Here is a 21,584-nt window from a genome sequence, read left to right as displayed (position 1 = left end):
TAGCGCTCGGGTGCTAGCACGACAAGGGCGCAGAACCTTGCCCCTTACATACGTATCCGGGGCCCGACCTCGGAGGGATACCGGACACCCAGGTGACCCCACTACTCTCTGCGGGGTCAGGGGAGTTGGAACGGCCACAACCCAGGAGGCCGACTTGTCCGCACCTGCTTCGGCACCGTTCACGGGCCGCTCGGGGCCCGCCGGGGCCGCCGCGCGCGCCCGCGGTCTCACCAAGGCGTACGGCTCGGGCGAGACGACCGTCCTCGCCCTCGACTCGGTGGACGTGGACATCGCGCGCGAGCGCTTCACGGCCGTCATGGGCCCCTCCGGCTCGGGGAAGTCCACCCTGATGCACTGCCTGGCCGGGCTCGACAGCGTCTCCGCGGGGCAGGTGTGGCTCGGCGACACGGAGATCACCGGCCTCAAGGAGCGCGAGCTGACCCGGCTGCGGCGGGACCGCATCGGCTTCATGTTCCAGTCCTTCAACCTCATCCCCACGCTCAACGCCCTGGAGAACATGACGCTCCCGATGGACATCGCGGGCCAGCGGCCCGACCGCGACTGGCTGGAGCACGTGATCGACACACTGGGGCTGCGGGACCGGCTGAAGCACCGCCCCTCACAGCTGTCCGGCGGGCAGCAGCAGCGGGTGGCCTGCGCGCGGGCCCTCGCCGCGAAGCCCGAGCTGATCTTCGCCGACGAGCCGACGGGCAACCTCGACTCGCGGGCCGGCCTCGAAGTCCTCGGCTTCCTCCGGGACGCGGTGGACCAGCTCGGCCAGACGGTGGTGATGGTGACCCACGATCCCGGGGCCGCCGCCCACTCCGACCTGGTCCTCTTCCTCGGCGACGGACGGATCGTGGACGACATGGAGCGCCCGACGGCGGAGACGGTCCTGGAACGCATGAAGCGGTTCGACACGCTGCACGCGGTGCATCCCGGTACTCCCGCGTCCACCCCTGTACCCGCCAAGGGTCCGTCCGGCAGCCCGCCCGACACTCCGTCCGACAGGTCCCAAGCGTCCGACACGTCCCACACGCCCGACCCATCCGATACTTCCGACAGTCCGTCGGAACAGAGCTGAGCCGGGGGCCGCGGTGCTGAAGGCGACACTCAGGAGCTTCCTCGCGCACAAGGGCAGGCTCATGCTCTCCGCGCTCGCCGTCATCCTCTCGGTGGCGTTCGTCGCGGGCAGCCTGATCTTCTCGGACACCGTGACCCGCACCTTCGACCGGCTGTTCGCCTCGACTTCGGCCGATGTGACGGTCGAGGCGAAGGACGACCTCGACGAGGCGGTGCCCTCCGGGCAGACGTCGACGGTGCCCGCGCGCCTCAAGGAGCGGGTGGCCGCGGTCCCCGGCGTCAGGGACGCGCACATCGACGCGGCCGTGGAGAACATCACCGTCGTCGACCGCGACAACGAATCCGTGGGCCCGACGACCGGCGCCCCCACCATCGCCACCAACTGGTACCCCACCGACCGCAGCCCCGTGGAGCTCACCTCCGGCCATGCCCCGCGCGGCGCCGGTCAGGCACTGCTCGACGCGGACACGGCCGACAAGAAGGACGTGGAGATCGGCGACACCCTCACCGTTCTCGCGCGCCCGGGCTCCTTCAAGGTCGAGATCGTCGGCATCGCCACGTTCACCACGACGAATCCCGGCGCCGCCCTCGTCTTCCTGGACACCCCGACCGCCCAGCGCGAACTGCTCGGCTCGACGGACCGGGCGACGAGCATCTCGGTGACGGCCGCCGACGGTGTCGCCGATACGACGCTCAAACACCGGATCGCCGCCCAACTGGGCTCGGGCTACGACCTCAAGACCGCCGACGAGCAGGCCGAGTCCGCCGCGTCCGAGCTCGGCGGCTTCCTGGACGTCATCAAGTACGTGATGCTGGGCTTCGCCGGAGTCGCCGTGCTCGTCGGCATCTTCCTGATCGTCAACACCTTCTCGATGCTCATCGCGCAGCGCACCCGCGAACTGGGGCTGCTGCGCGCGCTCGGCGCCGACCGCAAGCAGGTGCGCCGCTCCGTGCTCATCGAGGCGCTGCTGCTCGGCCTGGCCGGCTCGACGCTGGGGCTCGCCGCAGGCATAGGTCTCGCCCTCGGCCTGATCAAGCTGATGGGCCTGCTCGGGATGAACCTGAAGTCCACGGAGATGGTCGTCGGGTGGGCCACTCCCGTCGCCTCGTACGTCGTCGGGGTCGGCGTCACCTTCGTCGCGGCGTACCTCCCCGCCCGGCGGGCCGCGCACGTCTCGCCGATGGCGGCGCTCGCCGACGCCGAGATCGCCGGGGTGGGGCGGCCGTTGAAGGTGCGGGCCGTCGCGGGCGCGCTCGTCGGGGCGGCCGGCGCCGCCGCGCTGGTGGGCTGCGCGAACGCGTCGAAGACCTCGTCGGCCGCGTCCCTGCTCGGGCTCGGCATCGTCCTGACCCTGATCGCCACGGTCATCGCGGGGCCCCTCCTGGTCCGCCCGGTGATCCGGGTCCTCGGCGGCGCGTTCCCGGCCGTCTTCGGCTCGATCGGCCGGATGAGCCAGCGCAACGCGCTGCGCAATCCGCGTCGTACCGGCGCCACGGCCGCCGCGCTGATGGTGGGGCTCGCGCTGGTCGGCGGCCTCTCGGTGGCCAGCGCGTCCATGACCAAGTCGTTCGACCGGCAGATAGACAAGACGCTCGGCGCGGACTTCGTCGTGCAGAACAGCAACTTCGTGCCGTTCTCGTCGGAGATCACCGAGAAGGTCGGGGGCACCGAAGGCGCGGGCCTCGTGGTGCGCCAGCGCTTCACGCCCCTCAAGCTGGCGATGCCCGACGGCAAACACGTCGAGTCCACCGCCGCGGGCTACGGTCCGCGGCTCGACGACGTCGCCAAGGTCACGTACGCGCAGGGCAGTTCACGCACCGCGCTCGCGGACGGCCGGATCGGGATGGACAAGGACTACGCGAAGAAGCACAAGGTGCGTCTCGGTGACACGCTGGCGGCGACGTTCCCCGGCGAACGCAAGGCGAAGCTGACGGTCGGCGCGCTCACCGACCAGGACTCGGCCGAGGGGTTCGGCGTGGAGGGCGGGCTCTTCCTCGGGTTGGGCACGGTCGAGAAGTACGTGCCGGGCGGCCAGGACTCCGCGCTGTACGTCAACGCGGCCTCCGGCACGGACGTGGACACCCTGCGGGCGCGTCTGGACCGGACGCTCGACCCGTATCCGCAGGTACAGGTGCGCGACCAGGCCGACTACAAGGAGCTGATCCGGCAGCAGATCGCCGTGATGCTCTACCTCGTCTACGCGCTCCTCGGACTGGCGATCGTCATCGCGGTGCTCGGCGTGGTCAACACCCTCGCCCTGTCGGTCGTGGAGCGCACCCGGGAGATCGGGCTGCTGCGCGCCATCGGTCTCGGCCGGCGCCAGCTGCGCCGGATGATCCGCCTGGAATCGGTGGTGATCGCGGTGTTCGGGGCGCTGCTCGGGCTCGCGCTCGGCCTGGTCTGGGGCGTCGCCGTCCAGCAGGTGCTCGCGATGCAGGGGATGAAGGAGCTGGCGTTCCCCTGGACGACCATCGTCGCGGTGGTGATCGGCTCGGTCGTCGTCGGCCTCGCGGCGGCGCTGCTGCCGGCGCTCCGCGCGTCACGCATGAACGTCCTGGCTGCGATCGCGCACGAGTGAGGGACCGGCCCCGCCATCGAGGAGCTGGTCGGCGTCTGACGGCGACCGCTCCCCCGCGGCCCGCATGGTGAAATTTCCATGCGCCGGGGCGCGGACCGGTGATGGGATACAGCCATGGACGATCTTCGTATACGGGCCGCGGGGCCCGAGGACCTCGACGCGGTGCTGGCCTTCTGGAAGACCGCGGCGGAGGGCACGAGCATCAGCGACGACCGCTCCGGGGTGGAACGGCTCGTCGCCCGCGATCCGGAGGCGCTGCTCCTCGCCGAGCGCGGCGGCCGGCTCGCGGGCACCGTCATCGCCGGTTTCGACGGCTGGCGCTGTCACCTCTACCGGCTCGCCGTGCATCCGGAGCACCGCCGCCGCGGCGTGGGCTCGGCACTGCTCGCCGCCGCGGAGGAACGGTTCGTACGGCTCGGCGGGCGCCGCGGCGACGCGATGGTCCTCGACCGCAACGATCTCGCCCAGCACGCCTGGCGCGCCGCGGGCTACGCCCCCGAACCGCAGTGGAGCCGCTGGGTCAAGCCGCTCACGGAGTGACCGCTGCCTGACGGGCCGCTCCCTGACGGACCGCTCCCTGACGGACCGCTCTCGGACTGAATCGGCGTCTCCTGGCTACTAGTGCACTGAACTGCACGCCAGGGCGTCCGGTCCTCGCATCCCTCCGGGCCCTTCGACCCGACAGGGGCACAAGCGGCTTTGCTGATCCTTTACCATGGACCCACTACTCGTATCCGACTGAAAGGTGTGAGCGTCCGCCCATGGGCGAGCCTCCCAGTACCCGACATCGCGCATTCCTCCCGCCCCTGCCCGATCATGGGACGGAGGTGACCCGATGACCGAAGTGCTCCTGCTCCTCGTGGCGCTGCTGCTCTGCCTGGCGTGCGGCGTGTTCGTCGCCGCGGAGTTCTCCCTCACGACGGTCGAGCGCAGCGAACTCGAACAGGCCGTCGAGCGCGGTGAGCGCGGCGCCGCCGGCGCCCTCAAAGCCGTCAAGAACCTCACCTTCCAGCTCTCCGGCGCCCAGCTCGGCATCACCGTCACCAACCTCGTCGTCGGCATGCTCTCCGAGCCCTCCATCGCCAAGCTCATCGCGGGCCCGCTGCGCGACCTCGGCGTCCCCCGGTCGGCGGCCACCTCCATCGCCCTGGCCCTGGGAACGGCCCTTTCGACGGTCTTCCTGATGGTGATCGGTGAACTGGTCCCCAAGAACTGGGCGATCTCCTCGCCGCTCGCCGTCGCCAAGCGGGTGGCCACGCCCCAGCGCCTGTTCAGCGCCATGTTCCGGCCGTTCATCGCCCATCTGAACAACACCGCGAACCACTCCGTACGCCGCTTCGGCCTGGAGCCCACGGAAGAGCTCGCCTCCGCCCGCGGGCCCAAGGAGCTGGTCGCGCTTGCCCGCCACTCCGCCAGGGAGGGCGCCCTCGAGGCGGACACCGCCGAGCTGTTCGTGCGCACGCTGAACCTCGCCGACCTCACCGCGGAGAACGTGATGACGCCCCGCGTCCAGGTCATGGCCCTCGACGTGCACGCCACCTGCGAGGACGTCGCGAACGCCACGCGCGCCACCGGCCTCTCCCGCTTCCCCGTGTACCGCGGCAACCTCGACACGGTCGTCGGCGTCGCCCACATCAAGGACATGCTCGCCGTACCCGCCGAGCGCAGGCACCGGGTGTCCGTCGCGGAGCGGATGCGTGAGCCCCTGCTCGTACCGGAGACGCTGACCGTCGACCGGCTCCTTGACCGGCTCTCCGGCAAGCGCACCATGGCCGTGGTCATCGACGAGTACGGCGGTACCGCGGGCGTCGCCACCCTGGAGGACATCGTCGAGGAGGTCGTCGGCGAGGTGCGGGACGAGCACGACCCGCACGAGACGTCCGACATCGACCCGGCCGGCACCGACGAGGAGGGCAGGACCCTCTACTCCGCCGACGGCGCGGCACGCACCGACCAGCTCGCGCGGGTCGGCCTGCGGGTGCCCGACGGGCCGTACGAGACGCTCGCCGGCCTCGTCGCGACGGAGTTGGGACGCATCCCCGCCGTCGGTGACGGCGTCGAGGTGGGCGGCTGGCGGCTCGACGTCGTCGACGCCTCGGGACGCCGCGCCGCCCGCGTCCTGCTGCACGCCCCACCGGCCGCCGCCGACCACGAGGACGATGCCCGATGACCGCCATCCAGTTGCTGATCGCCCTGGCGACGCTCGTCGTCAACGCCTTCTTCGTGGGCGCCGAGTTCGCCCTCATCTCCGTACGCCGCAGTCAGATAGAGCCGTACGCCGACGACGGGGACCGGCGCGCCAAGAGCGTGATGTGGGGCCTGCAGCACGTGTCGGCGCTGCTCGCCGCCGCGCAGCTGGGCATCACGCTGTGCACCCTCGTCCTCGGCATCGTCGCCGAGCCGGCCATCGCGCACCTGCTGGAGCCGGTGTTCGACGCGGTCGGTGTGCCGGACGGCCTGGTCCATCCGATCTCGTTCGTCATCGCGCTGATCGTGGCGACCTATCTGCACATGCTCCTCGGCGAGATGATCCCGAAGAACATCGCGCTCGCCGAGCCGGTGCGCTCGGCGCTGCTCCTCGGCCCGCCGCTGGTCGCGCTCGCGCGGGCGCTGCGCCCGGTGATCTTCGCGATCAACGCGTTCGCCAACGGCCTCCTGAAGCTGTTGCGCGTCGAGACGAAGGACGAGGTGTCGGCGAGCTTCTCCGACGCCGACCTCGCCCGCATGGTCAAGGACTCCGGTGACGCGGGCCTGATCGACGACCGCGCGCAGGAACGGCTGCACGACGCGCTGGAACTGGGCCGCCGTCCGGTCAGGGACGTCGTCCTGCCGCTGGAGGACGTGGTCTACGCGCGCGTGGGCGTCACCCCGGAGAAGCTGGAGCAGCTCTCGGCCGACTCCGGCTTCTCCCGCTTCCCCGTGGTCGACGACGGCCGGCGCATCGTCGGCTACCTGCACGTCAAGGACGCCCTGGACCGGGCGCCGCGCGATCTGCCGTTCCGGGTCCCGGAGATGCGCAAGATCGCCCAGGTGCGCGAGGCCACCCCGCTGGACGATGTGCTGACCGCCATGCGCGGCAGCCGTACCCACGTGGCCGCGGTGCTCGGCGCGGACGGCCGGCTCGCCGGCATGGTCACGATGGAGGACGTGCTGCGGGAGCTGTTCGGCCAGCCGGTGTGACAGTGAGGAGCGGGCGGGCCGTCACCGAGCCGGACCGCCCGCGCCCGCCGTCGGGGTGGGCTGTTCGGTGAGGCCGGGGCCGCGCGCCCCGACCTCCGAGGCCCCGACAGCCGTCAGGACCGCCAGGGCCGCGGCCATCCCCGCCGTGGCCAAGGCGGCGCCCCACTCGACGTCCAGGAGGCTGGTCGCCCCCGCCACCAGTACGGCGGCCAGTGCCTGCGCGAAGGTGCGGATCGCGCGTTCCGCGGTGGCCTTCCAGAATGCTGCGGTCCACATGGCGGGCCCACTCTCTCGTGACGACGGCGTGCCTATGGCATACCGCTGCCGCCGCACGGTGCCCAGATCCGCCGCAGCACGGAAGTCACCGGCGAGCCGAGCCCGCAAACCGGTCGCGCCGGGCGCCATCGGCCCCGGCGGGATACCATCGCTCCCGCCATGCAGATGAATGCCAACTACACCAGTCTCGTCGCGGTGGGCGACTCCTTCACCGAGGGCATGTCGGACCTGCTGCCCGACGGCACCTACCGCGGCTGGGCCGACCTCCTGGCGGCCCGGATGGCGGCGCACACGCCCGGCTTCCGCTACGCGAACCTCGCGGTGCGCGGCAAGCTCATCGGCCAGATCGTCGACGAGCAGGTGGGCGTCGCCGCCGCGATGCAGGCCGACGTGGTCACCCTGGTGGGCGGGCTCAACGACACACTGCGGCCCAAGTGCGACATGGGCCGCGTGCGCGGGCTGCTCGAAGAAGCCGTCGAGCGCCTCGCCCCGTCCTGCAAGCAGCTCGTCCTGATGCGCAGCCCCGGACGGAACGGCCCGGTGATGGAGCGGTTCCGCCCGCGCATGGAGGAGCTCTTCTCGTACGTCGACGACCTGGCGGCCCGGCACGACGCCCTCGTCGTGGACCTCTACGGCGCCGCCGTCCTCGGCGACCAGCGCCTGTGGGACGTGGACCGGCTGCACCCCACGGCCGAGGGTCACCGCAGGATCGCGGAGGCCGTGTGGCAGGCGCTCGGCCACGACCCCGAGGACGACTGGCAGAGCCCGCTGCCCACCGTCGTTCCGCCGGGCTGGGCCATGCGCCGCGTCGCCGACGTCCGCTTCGCCCGGCAGCACCTCGGCCCGTGGATAGGCCGCCGCCTCACCGGCCGCTCCTCCGGCGACGGCCGCGCGCCCAAGCGCCCCGACCTGCTGCCCTACGAGGGCCCGTCCTCGTAGGGCACCCGGCGTAGCGGCACCCGGCGTCCGCTCTCGTAGCTTCCGACGAACGGGGGCGTGGCGCTGGCCTGCAGGAACGCCCAGTAGAATCACGTCACGTGACTGCCGCGCCCGCAAAGCCCCGTATCCCGAACGTCCTCGCCGGACGTTATGCCTCCGCCGAGCTCGCCACCCTCTGGTCGCCCGAGCAGAAGGTGAGGCTGGAGCGTCAGCTCTGGCTCGCCGTGCTGCGCGCGCAGAAGGACCTCGGGATCGAGGTCCCCGACGCCGCCATCGCCGACTACGAGCGCGTGCTCGACCAGGTCGACCTGGCCTCCATCGCCGAACGCGAGAAGGTCACGCGCCACGACGTGAAGGCCCGCATCGAGGAGTTCAACGCCCTCGCCGGGCACGAGCACGTCCACAAGGGCATGACCTCCCGCGACCTCACCGAGAACGTCGAGCAGCTGCAGATCCGGCTCTCCCTGGAACTGATCCGCTCCCGCACCGTCGCGGTCCTCGCCCGGCTCGGCAAGCTCGCCGGCGAGTACGCCGAGCTGGTCATGGCGGGCCGCTCCCACAACGTCGCCGCGCAGGCGACGACGCTGGGCAAGCGCTTCGCGACCGGCGCCGACGAGCTGCTCGTCGCCTACCGTCGCCTGGACGATCTGCTCGGCCGCTACCCGCTGCGCGGCATCAAGGGCCCGGTCGGCACCGCCCAGGACATGCTGGACCTGCTCGGCGGCGACGCCGACAAGCTGACCGACCTCGAACAGCGCATCGCCGGGCACCTCGGCTTCGACCGCGCGTTCACCTCGGTCGGCCAGGTCTACCCGCGCTCGCTCGACTACGAGGTCGTGACGGCGCTGGTGCAGGTCGCCTCGGCGCCCTCGTCGCTGGCCAAGACAATCCGCCTGATGGCCGGCCACGAACTGGTCACCGAGGGCTTCAAGCCGGGCCAGGTCGGCTCGTCCGCGATGCCGCACAAGATGAACACCCGCTCCTGCGAGCGCGTCAACGGCCTCACCGTGATCCTGCGCGGCTACGCCTCGATGACCGGTGAGCTGGCGGGCGACCAGTGGAACGAGGGCGACGTCTCCTGCTCCGTCGTACGCCGGGTCGCGCTGCCCGACGCGTTCTTCGCGCTCGACGGTCTCCTGGAGACCTTCCTGACCGTGCTCGACGAGTTCGGGGCGTTCCCCGCCGTCGTGGCGCGCGAGCTGGACCGCTACCTCCCCTTCCTCGCCACCACCAAGGTCCTGATGGCCTCGGTGCGCGCGGGCGTCGGCCGCGAGGAGGCCCACGAGGCCATCAAGGAGAACGCGGTCGCCTCCGCGCTCGCGATGCGGGAGCAGGGCGCCGAGCGCAACGAGCTGCTCGACAAGCTCGCCGCGGACTCCCGCATCCCGCTGGACCGCGCACAGCTGGACGAGCTGATGGCCGACAAGCTGTCCTTCACCGGCGCCGCGAGCGACCAGGTCGGCACAGTCGTCGCACAGATCGAGGCGCTCCTGAAGGAGCACCCGGAGGCCGCGGTCTACACGCCGGGCGCGATCCTCTGAGAGCCTGTGTCATATCCCCGGTCGGATCAGTGGGCGTCGTCTGGTGCGTGCGATCGCAAGGCGCCGGGAAGTCCTCGTAGCGGAGCTACTAGGGCTTTTCGGCAACGCGGCGAGCGTGCGTGCCAGGCGGCGACCACCCGGCCGGGGATATGACACAGGCTCTGACGGTCACCGCGTAGCCGCACCGCGCAGACGGTCACCACGTACGACGCGAAGGCCCCGGGCAGGACGCCCGGGGCCTTCGGCGCATCGCGTGCAAAGCCAGGCTCTTACAGACCCACGTCCCGGCTGCGGAAGTCCTCCAGCGACTCACGCCGGACGAGCAGCCTGGCGTGCCCGCCGGACACGGCGACCACGGGCGGCCGGCCGACGAGGTTGTAGCCGGAGGCCATCGACAGGTGGTACGCCCCGGCGACCGGGACGGCGAGCAGGTCCCCGGGCCGTACGTCGCCCGGCAGCGGGACGTCCGCTGCGAGGATGTCGCCCGCCTCGCAGTGCCGGCCGACGACGGTCACCGGTGCGGGCTCGGCCGTGGAGCGCCGCCCGATCATGCGGGGCACGTACCGCACGCCGTAGAGCGCCGGGCGCGGGTTGTCGCTCATCCCGCCGTCCACGGCGACGAACGTCCTGCCGCTGGTCCGCTTGACCGCGAGGACCCGGTAGAGGGCCACCCCGGCGGGGCCCGCGATGGCCCGCCCCGGCTCGACGATCAGGCGCGGCACCGCCAGGCCCGCCACCGCGCAGCTCTCGACCAGCTCGGCCCGTACCTTCTGCGCGAGCGTGGCGATGTCGAGCGCCTCGTCGCCGGGGCGGTAGGCGACACCGTGGCCGCCCCCGAGGTCCAGCTCGGGAAGGGTGACGCCGTGCTGGTCCTCGATCCGCGCCATCAGCCCGACCATGCGGCGCACCGCGGCGAGGAAGGGCTTCTCCGTAGTGATCTGCGAGCCCAGGTGGCAGTGCAGGCCCACCAGTTCGAGCGTGGGCTGGCCGAGGATGCGGGCGATGGCGTGGTGTGCGGAGCCGTCCGTGATGGAGAGGCCGAACTTCTGGTCGTCGGTGCCCGTCCGGATCTTGGCGTGCCCGCCCGCTGCGATCCCCGGCACCACCCTGACCAGCACCTTCTGCCGGCTGCCCGGCGGCACGGCCGCGGCCAGGCGGGCGATCTCCGACGCGCTGTCGATGACGATCCGGCCCACCCCGAGCCGGAGGGCGGCCCGCAGGTCGTGGGGGCTCTTCGCGTTGCCGTGCAGCACGATGCGGTCCGCGGGGAAACCCGTCGTGACGGCGAGCTCCAGCTCACCGGCCGAGCACACGTCCAGGCCGAGCCCCTCCTCGTCCATCCAGTGCGCCATGGCGCGGCAGAGGAACGCCTTGGCGGCGTAGAGGACCTCGCCGTCCGGGAAGGCGCGCAGGTACCTGCGGCAGCGGGCGCGTACGTCGTCCTCGTCGACGAGGTAGGCGGGGGTGCCGAAGCGCTCGGCGACCTCGGCGAGCCGCACCCCGCCGACGGCGAGGTCAGCGTGGGCGAGCCGGGTGGTGGACAGGGGCCAGACGGACAGCTCCTCGTCGGGCCGGGCGACGCGGCCGGCCGGCGCGGCGGGCGCCGGTACCGGTACCGGCCCGGTGGTCGAGGCCGGGGCCGGGACCGGCGGCGGAGACGGGGAGGGGGACGGCGAGGGCGAGGTGGACGGAGACGGGGACGGTACCGGGAGCCGGGGTACGCGCAGTGTGGTCATGACAGCTTCTCTCTTGGCCGAGGTCTCAGCCGGTCCACCGGGTCATGGCGCCCGCCAGGGCTTTGTCCCGCCGGACGGGGCTGTACCGCTCGTCGGAGTGGAACTGCGGCGAGCCGACGGGGTGCGCGGCGAGTTTCGGGTCGACGGTGACCGCGGTGACGCCGAGCGGCGCGGCGAGGGCCCGCAGCGCGGGTTCGGAGAGCCTGACCCACGGCTGACGGGAGCCGAGCGCGGCGCTCAGGCGTTGCGGGGTGGTGAAGGCGACGGCGGTGCGTCCGCCGACGGGTGTGCGGAACAGGCGGGCCACACAGCCCGCGGGTCCCGGCCGGACGGGGACGAACAGGGGTCCGGCCGGGCCGGGTTCACCGGGTTCGGGGTCCTCGCCGTAGGGGATCTCTGCCATGAGGTTCCTCCAGTGGAGACAGATGGAGACAGATGGAGACAGATGGAGACAGGTGGAGACAAGTGGGGCCATCGGGGGAACTGCGCGGGCGCGGGCGGCCCGGGGTCGGTGGAGCCGGTGAGAAGCGGTGCGGTCGGGGCGGGGCGCGCCGCGGGCCGAGCGGAAATCTGCGGCACACGGTGACGTTATGCCCGGCACAGGGTGCCAACCGACCCTTCATGACGCGACGTTGACGCAACGACGCCGTCCTCTGACGCGATGCCGACGCATGGGCCCCCACCCGTTCGGGTCGAGCACGACTTGACGGGGGCTCTTGAGCCGAGGGGCTCGGGACAGTTGGATGTCCGAGGGAACGGGAACCGGCGCGCGGACGCAGCCGGCCGCCGGTCATGGCCCTGCCGGCCGGCGCACCCGTTTCACTCGAAGGTCTCACTCCGGAGGAGCCCCCTGATGATTGAGCTGCCCCCGCACCGCCTGCCCGCGGTGCCCCGCTGGTTCCCTGCCGGGACGCCCGGCCCCGGCTCCCTGCCCGAGCACGTCGCGGCGTTCGGCACGGGGCGGTGGTGGGCCGACCGCGCGCTCGACCCGCGGGCCGTGGCGGTCTCGTGCGCGGGCCATGTGCTCCTGAGCGGTGACCCGGGCAGCGTCGCGCCGGACCTGCTTTCCCCCTTCGCGCACAGCCATGTCGAGACTCCCGCACGCTTCCTGCCGGTGCTCGGCGCCGCCTTCGACCGGCTCGTACCGGCCGAGCGGATGGTGTACGTGAAGCGCGAGGAGGTCGCCCCGCCCCACCCGCCCCGGGGCGTGACCGTCCGCAGGCTGACGCCCGGCGACGCTCCCGCGCTCGCCGCCCTCGACACCGGCTCGTCCTGGATCCATGACAGTTGGGGCGGACCCGCTGGCCTGGCCGCCTCCGGGCACGGCTGGGCCGCGGTCGACCGCGACGGTCAGGTCGCCGCCGTGGCCTGCAGCTACTTCACCGGCGCCGCGTACGAGGACGTGGCGGTGGTCACCGCGCCCGAGCGCCGCCGCGAGCGTCTCGCGCTGGCCTGCGTGACGGCACTGTGTGCGGACATCGGCGCGCGCGGCCGCTCCGCGAGCTGGTCCTGCTCCCGCGACAACCGCCCCAGCCGGCTGCTGGCCTGGACGGCGGGTTTCCGGTTGCAGCGCGAGTACGTCCAGTACGTCACGGGCAAACCCGTCGCCCCGCCCCGGCACGCGTCCCGCGTCTCGGCCTGACGAGCTGAGGGACCACCGTGCGGCCATCCGGCTCGGTGCCCGCGGCAATCAATAGTCGCCTGCTCGTTCGAGATCAAGGGTGATCAGAAGAGGGCAAGGTCACAGCCCTTGATGGCACCCCGTGCCAGGCATTGCGCCCTAGCATCGGGGCATGACGGTCCTGCCTGACGACGGGCTTTCACTGGCCGCCGAATTCCCTGATGCGACCCATGAGCAGTGGCACCGCCTGGTGGAAGGCGTGCTCCGCAAATCGGGTAAGGACGTATCGGGGACGGCCGCCGAGGAAGCACTGTCCACCGCTCTCGAGGACGGGCTCATCACCCGCCCGCTGTACACCGCACGCGACGCCGCGCCCGATGTCGGACATCCCGGCTTCGCCCCCTTCGTACGGGGTGGTACGCCCGGCGGCAACGCGGCCACGGGCTGGGACGTCCGGCAGCGCCACGCGAGCACCGACCCCGCCCGGACCAACGAGGCCGTGCTCGGGGACCTCGAGAACGGCGTCACGTCGGTGTGGCTCGGCGTGGGTGCGGGCGGCGTCCCGGTCTCCGCGCTGGCCCCGGCGCTGAAGGGCGTCTATCTCGACCTGGCCCCCATCGCGCTCGACGCGGGCGCGGAATTCGCCCCGGCCGCCCGCGCGCTCCTTGCCCTGTACGAGGCCGCGGGCGTCCCCGACGAGTCGGCCCGCGGCACCTTCGGCGCGGACGTCCTGGCCCACGAGGCCCGCACCGGTGAGGCGTTGGACCCGGCCGACGCCGTGGAACTCGCGCGGCTGTGCACTCGGCGGTACCCCGGTCTGCGCGCGCTCGCGGTGGACGCGCTGCCCTACCACGAGGCCGGTGGCTCGGCGGCGCAGGAGCTGGGCGCCTCGCTCGCCACGGGCGTCGCCCACCTGCGCGAGCTGACCGCGGCCGGGCTCCGTGTCGAAGAGGCCTGCGCACAGCTGGAGTTCCGCTACGCGGCGACCGCGGACCAGTTCCTGACCATCGCCAAGCTGCGCGCGGCACGGCGCCTCTGGGCCCGGGTGGCCGAGGTGTGCGGGGCCCCCGCGGCGGGCGCGCAGCGTCAGCACGCGGTGACGTCGTCGGTGATGATGACCCGTCGTGACCCGTGGGTGAACATGCTGCGCACCACGGTGGCCTGCCTGGGGGCGGGCGTCGGCGGCGCGGACTCCGTCACCGTCCTGCCGTTCGACCACTCGTTGGGCCTGCCCGACGCGTTCGCGCGCCGGATCGCCCGCAACACCTCGACGATCCTCATCGAGGAGTCCCACCTCGCGCGCGTGATCGACCCGGCGGGCGGCTCCTGGTACGTCGAGCGTCTCACCGACGAACTCGCGCGGGCGGGCTGGGAGTTCTTCCAGGAGATCGAGCGGGCGGGCGGCCAGGCGGCGGCCCTGCGGTCCGGGCTGATCGGCGAGCGCCTCTCGGCCACCTGGGCCGAGCGCGGCAAGAAGCTCGACTCGCGCCGCGAACCGATCACCGGCGTCAGCGAGTTCCCTGAGCTCTCCGAGCGTCCCGTGGAGCGCGACGCCGCACCGGTCGCGCCGTCCGGCGGTCTGCCGCGGGTGCGTCGCGACGAGGCGTACGAGGAGCTGCGCGCCCGCTCGGACGCGCACCTGGAACGGACCGGCGCCCGGCCGCGGGTGTTCCTCGCCGCGCTCGGTCCCGCCGCCGCGCACACCGCGCGGGTCGCCTTCGCCGCGAACCTCTTCCAGGCCGGCGGCATCGAGGCCGTGCACGATCCCGCGACGGTGGACGCCGCGACGGCCGCCGAGGCCTTCCGGGCCAGCGGCGCGAGCGTCGCGTGCCTGTGCTCCAGCGACGCGCTCTACGCCGAACAGGCCGAGACGCTCGCGCGGGCCCTCGCGTCGGCGGGCGCCGAGCGCGTCTTCCTCGCCGGGCGCGGGGAGTACGCCGGTGTCGACGCGTACGTCTTCGCGGGCTGCGACGCCGTCGCCGTGCTCTCCTCCACCCTCGACCGCATGGGAGTGGCGTAATGCGGATCCCCGATTTCTCCTCCGTCGACCTGGGCCCCGGCGCGGGTGCCGCGGGCTCGCACGAGCAGTGGCGTACGGCCGTGAAGGAGTCCACCGGCCGGTCCGAGAGCGACCTGCTGTGGGAGACGCCCGAGGGCATCGCGGTCAAGCCGCTGTACACCGGCGCCGATGTGGAGGGCCTCGACTTCCTCGGGACGTATCCGGGCGTCGCGCCGTACCTGCGCGGCCCGTACCCGACGATGTACGTGAACCAGCCCTGGACCATCCGGCAGTACGCGGGTTTCTCCACCGCCGAGGAGTCCAACGCCTTCTACCGCCGCAATCTCGCGGCGGGCCAGAAGGGCCTCTCGGTCGCCTTCGACCTGCCCACGCACCGCGGGTACGACAGCGACCATCCGCGCGTGACGGGCGACGTCGGCATGGCGGGCGTCGCCATCGACTCCATCTATGACATGCGCCAGCTCTTCGACGGCATCCCGCTGGACAGGATGACGGTGTCGATGACGATGAACGGCGCCGTACTGCCCGTACTGGCGCTGTACATCGTGGCGGCCGGCGAGCAGGGTGTGCCGCCCGAGAAGCTCGCCGGGACCATTCAGAACGACATTCTCAAAGAGTTCATGGTCCGCAACACCTACATCTATCCGCCGAAGCCCTCGATGCGGATCATCTCGGACATCTTCGCGTACACCTCGCAGAAGATGCCGCGCTACAACTCCATCTCCATCTCCGGTTACCACATCCAGGAAGCGGGCGCGACGGCCGACCTGGAGCTCGCGTACACGCTCGCCGACGGCGTGGAGTACCTGCGCGCCGGCCAGGAGGTGGGCCTGGACGTGGACGCGTTCGCGCCGCGGCTCTCGTTCTTCTGGGCGATCGGCATGAACTTCTTCATGGAGGTCGCCAAGCTCCGCGCGGCGCGCCTGCTCTGGGCGAAGCTGGTCAAGCAGTTCGATCCGAAGAACCCCAAGTCCCTTTCGCTGCGCACCCATTCGCAGACGTCGGGCTGGTCGCTGACCGCGCAGGACGTCTTCAACAACGTCACGCGCACCTGTGTCGAGGCGATGGCGGCGACGCAGGGCCACACGCAGTCGCTGCACACGAACGCCCTGGACGAGGCGCTCGCCCTGCCGACCGACTTCTCCGCGCGCATCGCCCGCAACACCCAGCTCCTGCTCCAGCAGGAGTCGGGGACGACCCGGACCATCGACCCGTGGGGCGGCAGCGCGTACGTCGAGAAGCTGACGTACGACCTGGCACGCCGTGCCTGGCAGCACATCGAGGAGGTCGAGGCGGCGGGCGGCATGGCCCAGGCCATCGACGCGGGCATCCCGAAGCTGCGCGTCGAGGAGGCCGCGGCCCGCACGCAGGCCCGCATCGACTCCGGGCGCCAGCCGGTCATCGGCGTCAACAAGTACCGGGTGGAGACGGACGAGCAGATCGAGGTCCGCGCGGTCGACAACTCCTCGGTGCGCGCCCAGCAGATCGCCAAGCTGAAGCGGCTGCGCGAGGAGCGCGACGAGGCGGCCTGCCGGGACGCGTTGCGCGCCCTCACCGCGGCGGCCGAGCGCGGGCCGGGACAGGGCCTCGAAGGGAACCTGCTCGCGCTCGCGGTGGACGCCGCCCGCGCGAAGGCCACGGTCGGTGAGATCTCCGACGCACTGGAGCGCGTGTACGGGCGGCACGCGGGCCAGATCCGTACGATCTCCGGTGTGTACCGCACCGAAGCAGGCCATTCCCCGTCCGTCGAGCGCACGCGTACGCTCGTCGACGCCTTCGACGAGGCCGAGGGGCGCAGGCCGCGCATCCTGGTCGCCAAGATGGGCCAGGACGGCCACGACCGCGGCCAGAAGGTCATCGCCAGTGCCTTCGCCGACCTGGGCTTCGACGTCGACGTCGGCCCGCTGTTCCAGACCCCGGCGGAGGTCGCGCGCCAGGCGGTCGAGGCGGACGTGCACATCGTGGGCGTCTCCTCGCTGGCCGCCGGACACCTGACCCTGGTACCGGCGCTGCGCGAGGAGCTGGCCGCCGAGGGCCGCGACGACATCATGATCGTGGTGGGCGGGGTGATTCCGCCGCAGGACGTCGACGCCCTCCACGAGGCGGGCGCCACGGCGGTCTTCCCGCCCGGCACGGTGATCCCGGACGCGGCGTACGACCTGGTGAACCGACTCGCGGCCGATCTCGGCCACGCGCTGTGAGCCGGTGAGCGCCGACTCATGCCTGTGACGATCGACATCGACACGTATGTGAAGGGCGTCCTCGACGGGAAGCGCGCGTATGTCGCGCGCGCCATCACCCTCGTCGAGTCGACCCGGCCGCAGCACCGGGCGCTGGCGCAGGAGTTGCTGACCGAGCTGCTTCCGCACAGCGGGCGGGCGCGGCGGGTCGGCATCAGCGGTGTGCCGGGCGTGGGCAAGTCCACGTTCATCGACGCGCTCGGCACGATGCTCACCTCGCTGGGGCACCGGGTCGCGGTGCTCGCCGTCGACCCGTCGTCCACGCGCACGGGCGGCTCGATCCTGGGCGACAAGACCAGGATGGAGCGGCTGTCGCTGGATCCCGCCGCCTTCGTCCGCCCGTCCCCGTCCGCCGGGACGCTCGGCGGGGTCGCCAAGGCGACCCGGGAGTCGATCGTGGTCATGGAGGCCGCGGGGTACGACGTGGTTCTCGTGGAGACCGTCGGGGTCGGGCAGTCGGAGACCGCGGTCTCGAACATGGTCGACACGTTCCTGCTGCTCACTCTCGCCCGCACCGGCGACCAGCTGCAGGGCATCAAGAAGGGCGTCCTGGAGCTCGCGGACGTGATCGCCGTGAACAAGGCGGACGGCCCGCACGAGCGGGACGCGCGCTCGGCGGCACGCGAACTGGCGGGGGCCCTGCGCCTGATGCACCCCTCCGACGCCGCGTGGACGCCCCCCGTCCTCACATGCAGCGCCCGCGAGTCCAGCGGCCTGGACACCCTGTGGGACCGGATCGAGCAGCACCGCACGCTGCTCGACTCATCCGGCAGGCTCGCCGCCAAGCGCCGCGACCAGCAGATCGACTGGACGTGGTCGATGGTGCGGGACGAACTCCTGGGCAGGCTGCGGGACGACCCGGCCGTGCGAGGCGTCACCCCCGAGCTGGAGCAGCGGGTGCGGGAGGGTACGTTGACGGCCACATCGGCCGCCGAGCAGATCCTCGACGCGTTCCAGGGCGAGCGCCCCGCGACGCGCCTCACGTGAACGGAGCCACCCGCACCATGAGCACCGCCCCTGACGACGCCCCCGTCCTGCTGCGCCGCGAAGGCCGCGCCGGGCGCATCGTCCTGAACCGGCCCCGGGCCATCAACGCCCTGAACCACGCGATGGTCCGGATCATGGACGACGCCCTCGGCGAGTGGGAGCACGACGACGCGGTGGCGACGGTGGTGCTCACCGGCGCCGGGGAGCGCGGGCTCTGCGCGGGCGGGGACATCCGTTCCGTCCACGACGACGTCCGCGCGGGCCGGGCGGCCGAGGCCGCCGCCTTCTGGCACGCCGAGTACCGCCTCAACGCCCGTATCGCCCGCTTCCCCAAGCCGTACGTCGCCGTCATGGACGGCATCGTGATGGGCGGCGGCGTGGGCGTGTCGGCGCACGGCAGCGTGCGGGTGGTCACCGAACGCTCCCGGGTGGCGATGCCGGAGACCGGCATCGGCTTCGTGCCCGACGTGGGCGGCACCCATCTGCTCACCCGCACCCCGGGTGAGCTCGGCACCCACCTGGCGCTGACGGGGTCGGCGGTGGGGGCGGGCGACGCGCTGCTGTGCGGGCTCGCCGACCACTTCGTACCGTCCGGGCGGCTGCCGGAGTTCACCGCGGCGCTCGCGGGCACCGAAGCGGCCGACGCTGTGCGGGAGTTCACGGCCGAGGCCCCCGAGGGCGAACTGGCCGCGCACCGGGAGTGGATCGACCACTGTTACGCCGCGGACACCGTGGAGGAGATCGTCGACCGACTCCACGCGTCCGGGGACCGGCACGCGAAGCAGGCCGCCGAGACGATCCTGGCGAAGTCCCCCACCTCCCTGAAGGTCACGCTCGCGGCGCTGCGCCGGGCCCGTGAACTCCCCTGTCTGGAGGCCGTCCTGGAGCAGGAGTACCGCGTCTCCTGCGCCGCGCTGGCCTCGCCGGACCTGGTGGAGGGCGTCCGTGCCCAGGTGGTCGACAAGGACCGCATGCCGCGCTGGTCGCCCGCGGAGCTGGAGCGGGTGACCGAAGCGGACGTGGCGCGCTTCTTCGAACCGGTCGACGGGGGCGGACTTCACCTCGACTGACCCGTGCGGGCGGACCGAGAGCCCGTCTCCCCGCACGGGGCCTCACGGCGGGTCGATCTCCGTGACCACGGCGAGGAGCTGGAAGGGCAGCTCCCTGTCCCACTGGGCGACGCCGAGCGCTATCCAGCGGCCGTCCGCATGCCACAGGTGCAGGTCCGGCACGGACGAACTCAACCGGGCCCAGGGCTCCGGTATCTCCTCGCCGGTGCGGCCGGGGTCCAGGGCACGCTCGAAGAGACTCGCCAGGCTGAACCGCTGTGGCGGCCCCCAGCGGTCGGCGAGAAGCACACTCAGGCCGTCGCGCTCCGCCTCGTACTGCTCCTCGGTCGCCTCCCGGAGCGTGCCGTCGTCCTCCCAGAAGGCCTCGCTCGTCAGTAACTCGGCGATGTGGTAGCCAGGACCCTCACTGCCGCACCGCGACCTGCCGTGCTCCGCGGGGAACTCCCTGGAGCGCAGCAGGTCGATCGCGGCGAGATGCTGTGCGGTGCTCATGGTCTCCAGTAAAGCGGGCACCACTGACAAAGCGTCACGCGTGCCCGCGCCCGTCACGCGTCGCGGCGCCGCAGCGCCCACCATCCGGCGATGAGCGCGGCGACCGCCCAGGCCGCGCAGACCGCGAGCCCGGTCCACGGGCCGAGGGTCCCGGTCGGGGTCTCGTGCAGCACCTGCTGGCCCGCCTGATCGGGCAGGAAGCCCGCCACACCGCTCGATACGTCGCCGACCACGAAGGAGACGATCAGGGTGAAGGGGATCAGAACGCTCAGCACGGCGACTCCGCTGCGCAGTACGGCCGTCAGTCCCGCGGCGAGCAGGGTCATCAACGCCAGGTAGATGCCCCCGCCGACGCAGGCTCGGACGGCCCCGGGGTGGCCGAGCCCGATCGCGTACTCACCCAGGAAGGCCTGGCCGGTCAGAAACGTGCCGAAGCTGGTGGCGACCCCGACGAGCAGGGCCAGGGAGCCGACGACCGCCATCTTCGCGGCGTAGAAGCGTCCGCGACGGGGCACTGCGGCGAGCGAGATCCGCAGGGCGCCGCTCGTGTACTCGGACGAGACCGCGGTCGTGCCGAAGCAGATGGCGGCGATCTGGCCGAAGTTGAGGGCGTAGAAGGCGCCGAAGACCGGCTCGGCGTCGGCGTTGTCCGCCTCGGCCCGGCCCACCGTCGCGAAGACGAGCGCGGTGATGGCGACGGTCACCGTGAAGACGGCGATGAGCGAGACCAGGCTCGACCGAAGCGACCTGATTTTGATCCACTCGGCGTGCACGACGGGCGGCAGTACGGCGGCGTTCGACATGGTCAGGCCTCCTGGCGGGACGCGGGCACGGCGGCCGCGTACGGGGTCACGTCGGCGGTCAGGGCGAGGTAGGCCTGCTCCAGGGAGGCCTGCTCGTCGGCGAGTTCGAGGACCGGGACCCCGGCGCCCGCGGCGATGGCGCCGACCTCCTCGGCCCTCGCCCCGTCCACGGTCCACCGGCCGTCCACCGCCTCGCCGAGTGCGTAGCCCTTCCCCGCCAGGACGCCGCGGAGCCGGTCCGGGTCCGTCGTGCGCACCCGGACCCGGGCGCGGCTGTGCCCCGCGATGAACTCCCGCATCGAGGTGTCGGCGAGGAGCCTGCCGCGGCCGAGGACCACGAGGTGGTCGGCGAAGGTGGCCGTCTCGTTCATGAGGTGGCTGGAGACGAGGACCGTGCGGCCCTCGCGGGCCAGGCGCCGCATCAACTCGCGGATCCAGATGATGCCTTCGGGGTCGAGACCGTTGGAGGGCTCGTCCAGCAACACGACTTCGGGGTCGCCGAGGAGGGCGGCCGCGATGCCGAGGCGTTGGCGCATGCCCAGCGAGTACGTCTTGATCCGGTTGTCCCCTACCGGGGCGAGCCCGGTCTCCTCGATGACTTCGTCGACCCGGCGCGCGGGGAGGCGGTTGCTGACGGCGAGCGCCAGGAGGTGGTTGCGGGCGGTACGCGAACCGTGGGCCGCCTGGGCGTCGAGGAGCGCTCCGACGTGGCGCAGGGGTTCTTCGAGGCCGGCGTAGGGGTGACCGCCCACCGTGGCCGTCCCCGAGGTGGGGCGGTCAAGGCCGAGGACGAGGCGCATGGTGGTCGACTTGCCGGCGCCGTTGGGGCCGAGGAAGCCGGTGACGCGGCCGGGGCGGACGCTGAACGTGAGGGCGTCCACGGCGCGGGTCGTGCCGTACTCCTTGGTCAGGTCTTGGACGTCGATGCTGGTCATGGGGTCAGCGTCGCGGGCGGCGGCGCCTTGGGTCTTCCCCCGCCCAGGGGGTTGTTCTCCCCCGCGCGGGGGGTTGTTCTCC

The 21,584-nt window shown here is 72.3% G+C and carries 18 protein-coding genes; 12 read left to right on the top strand and 6 right to left on the bottom strand.

Going from position 1 to position 21,584, the window contains the following annotated elements:
- Positions 1–154 precede the first annotated feature (154 nt).
- From ACFVYR_RS08720 to ACFVYR_RS08700, 5 genes are all read left to right on the top strand, one after another.
- Complete coding sequence (locus ACFVYR_RS08720) at positions 155–1,084, top strand: ABC transporter ATP-binding protein (protein ID WP_384252873.1); 930 nt, start codon at positions 155–157, stop codon at positions 1,082–1,084.
- 13 nt (positions 1,085–1,097) lie between these two features.
- Positions 1,098–3,662, top strand: coding sequence for an ABC transporter permease (locus tag ACFVYR_RS08715; protein ID WP_384252875.1), 2,565 nt, complete (start codon positions 1,098–1,100; stop codon positions 3,660–3,662).
- Positions 3,663–3,776: 114 nt separating this feature from the next.
- Positions 3,777–4,202, top strand: a complete 426-nt coding sequence (locus ACFVYR_RS08710) for a GNAT family N-acetyltransferase (RefSeq protein WP_384252877.1) — start codon at positions 3,777–3,779, stop codon at positions 4,200–4,202.
- Between the two features lie 295 nt (positions 4,203–4,497).
- The gene (locus tag ACFVYR_RS08705; RefSeq protein WP_384252880.1) at positions 4,498–5,832 is read left to right on the top strand and encodes a hemolysin family protein; all 1,335 of its coding nucleotides are present in this window, start codon (positions 4,498–4,500) and stop codon (positions 5,830–5,832) included.
- A complete protein-coding gene (locus ACFVYR_RS08700; RefSeq protein ID WP_384252882.1) occupies positions 5,829–6,842 on the top strand; it encodes a hemolysin family protein in 1,014 nt (337 codons plus the stop codon). The genes ACFVYR_RS08705 and ACFVYR_RS08700 overlap by 4 nt, the downstream gene beginning before the upstream one ends.
- A 21-nt stretch (positions 6,843–6,863) precedes the next feature.
- Here ACFVYR_RS08700 and ACFVYR_RS08695 read toward each other — a convergent pair whose 3' ends face one another.
- A complete protein-coding gene (locus ACFVYR_RS08695) occupies positions 6,864–7,118 on the bottom strand; it encodes a holin (protein ID WP_384252885.1) in 255 nt (84 codons plus the stop codon).
- A 159-nt stretch (positions 7,119–7,277) separates the two neighbouring features.
- Here ACFVYR_RS08695 and ACFVYR_RS08690 point away from each other — a divergent pair, with 159 nt between their 5' ends.
- Positions 7,278–8,057 (top strand): SGNH/GDSL hydrolase family protein, encoded by a 780-nt coding sequence (locus ACFVYR_RS08690; RefSeq protein ID WP_384252887.1) that lies wholly within the window; start codon positions 7,278–7,280, stop codon positions 8,055–8,057.
- Positions 8,058–8,155: 98 nt separating this feature from the next.
- Positions 8,156–9,598, top strand: a complete 1,443-nt coding sequence (purB, locus tag ACFVYR_RS08685) for an adenylosuccinate lyase (protein WP_384252889.1) — start codon at positions 8,156–8,158, stop codon at positions 9,596–9,598.
- A gap of 269 nt (positions 9,599–9,867) precedes the next feature.
- Here the strand turns inward: purB and lysA are convergent, their stop codons facing one another.
- Together lysA and ACFVYR_RS08675 are read right to left on the bottom strand one after the other, a co-directional pair.
- The gene (gene lysA / locus ACFVYR_RS08680) at positions 9,868–11,334 is read right to left on the bottom strand and encodes a diaminopimelate decarboxylase (protein ID WP_384252892.1); all 1,467 of its coding nucleotides are present in this window, start codon (positions 11,332–11,334) and stop codon (positions 9,868–9,870) included.
- 25 nt (positions 11,335–11,359) lie between these two features.
- Positions 11,360–11,737 (bottom strand): SAV_915 family protein, encoded by a 378-nt coding sequence (locus ACFVYR_RS08675; RefSeq protein ID WP_384252894.1) that lies wholly within the window; start codon positions 11,735–11,737, stop codon positions 11,360–11,362.
- A 450-nt stretch (positions 11,738–12,187) separates the two neighbouring features.
- Between ACFVYR_RS08675 and ACFVYR_RS08670 the strand changes: the two genes are divergently transcribed.
- From ACFVYR_RS08670 to ACFVYR_RS08650, 5 genes are all read left to right on the top strand, one after another.
- A complete protein-coding gene (locus ACFVYR_RS08670; protein ID WP_384252897.1) occupies positions 12,188–12,976 on the top strand; it encodes a GNAT family N-acetyltransferase in 789 nt (262 codons plus the stop codon).
- Between the two features lie 151 nt (positions 12,977–13,127).
- The gene (locus tag ACFVYR_RS08665) at positions 13,128–14,975 is read left to right on the top strand and encodes a methylmalonyl-CoA mutase family protein (RefSeq protein WP_384252899.1); all 1,848 of its coding nucleotides are present in this window, start codon (positions 13,128–13,130) and stop codon (positions 14,973–14,975) included.
- Entirely contained in the window at positions 14,975–17,176 is a 2,202-nt protein-coding gene (gene scpA, locus ACFVYR_RS08660; protein ID WP_384252902.1) for a methylmalonyl-CoA mutase, read from the top strand. The genes ACFVYR_RS08665 and scpA overlap by 1 nt, the downstream gene beginning before the upstream one ends.
- Before the next feature lie 18 nt (positions 17,177–17,194).
- A complete protein-coding gene (gene meaB / locus ACFVYR_RS08655) occupies positions 17,195–18,202 on the top strand; it encodes a methylmalonyl Co-A mutase-associated GTPase MeaB (RefSeq protein WP_384252904.1) in 1,008 nt (335 codons plus the stop codon).
- Between the two features lie 17 nt (positions 18,203–18,219).
- Positions 18,220–19,272: an enoyl-CoA hydratase/isomerase family protein gene (locus ACFVYR_RS08650; protein ID WP_384252907.1), complete on the top strand. Its 1,053-nt coding sequence runs from the start codon at positions 18,220–18,222 to the stop codon at positions 19,270–19,272.
- Positions 19,273–19,314: 42 nt separating this feature from the next.
- Here ACFVYR_RS08650 and ACFVYR_RS08645 read toward each other — a convergent pair whose 3' ends face one another.
- From ACFVYR_RS08645 to ACFVYR_RS08635, 3 genes are read right to left on the bottom strand one after another with little or no spacing between them, the layout of a single operon-like run.
- Positions 19,315–19,764, bottom strand: coding sequence for a hypothetical protein (locus ACFVYR_RS08645; protein WP_384252910.1), 450 nt, complete (start codon positions 19,762–19,764; stop codon positions 19,315–19,317).
- A gap of 53 nt (positions 19,765–19,817) precedes the next feature.
- On the bottom strand, positions 19,818–20,567 hold the full coding sequence (locus ACFVYR_RS08640; protein WP_384252913.1) for an ABC transporter permease: 750 nt from the start codon (positions 20,565–20,567) through the stop codon (positions 19,818–19,820).
- Between the two features lie 2 nt (positions 20,568–20,569).
- On the bottom strand, positions 20,570–21,502 hold the full coding sequence (locus tag ACFVYR_RS08635; protein ID WP_384252916.1) for an ABC transporter ATP-binding protein: 933 nt from the start codon (positions 21,500–21,502) through the stop codon (positions 20,570–20,572).
- Positions 21,503–21,584: the final 82 nt, after the last annotated feature.

Origin of the sequence: Streptomyces sp. NPDC058284, assembly GCF_042881135.1 — a bacterium.
Taxonomy (GTDB): Bacteria; Actinomycetota; Actinomycetes; order Streptomycetales; family Streptomycetaceae; genus Streptomyces.
This window is presented reverse-complemented; position numbering and strand designations above follow the sequence as displayed.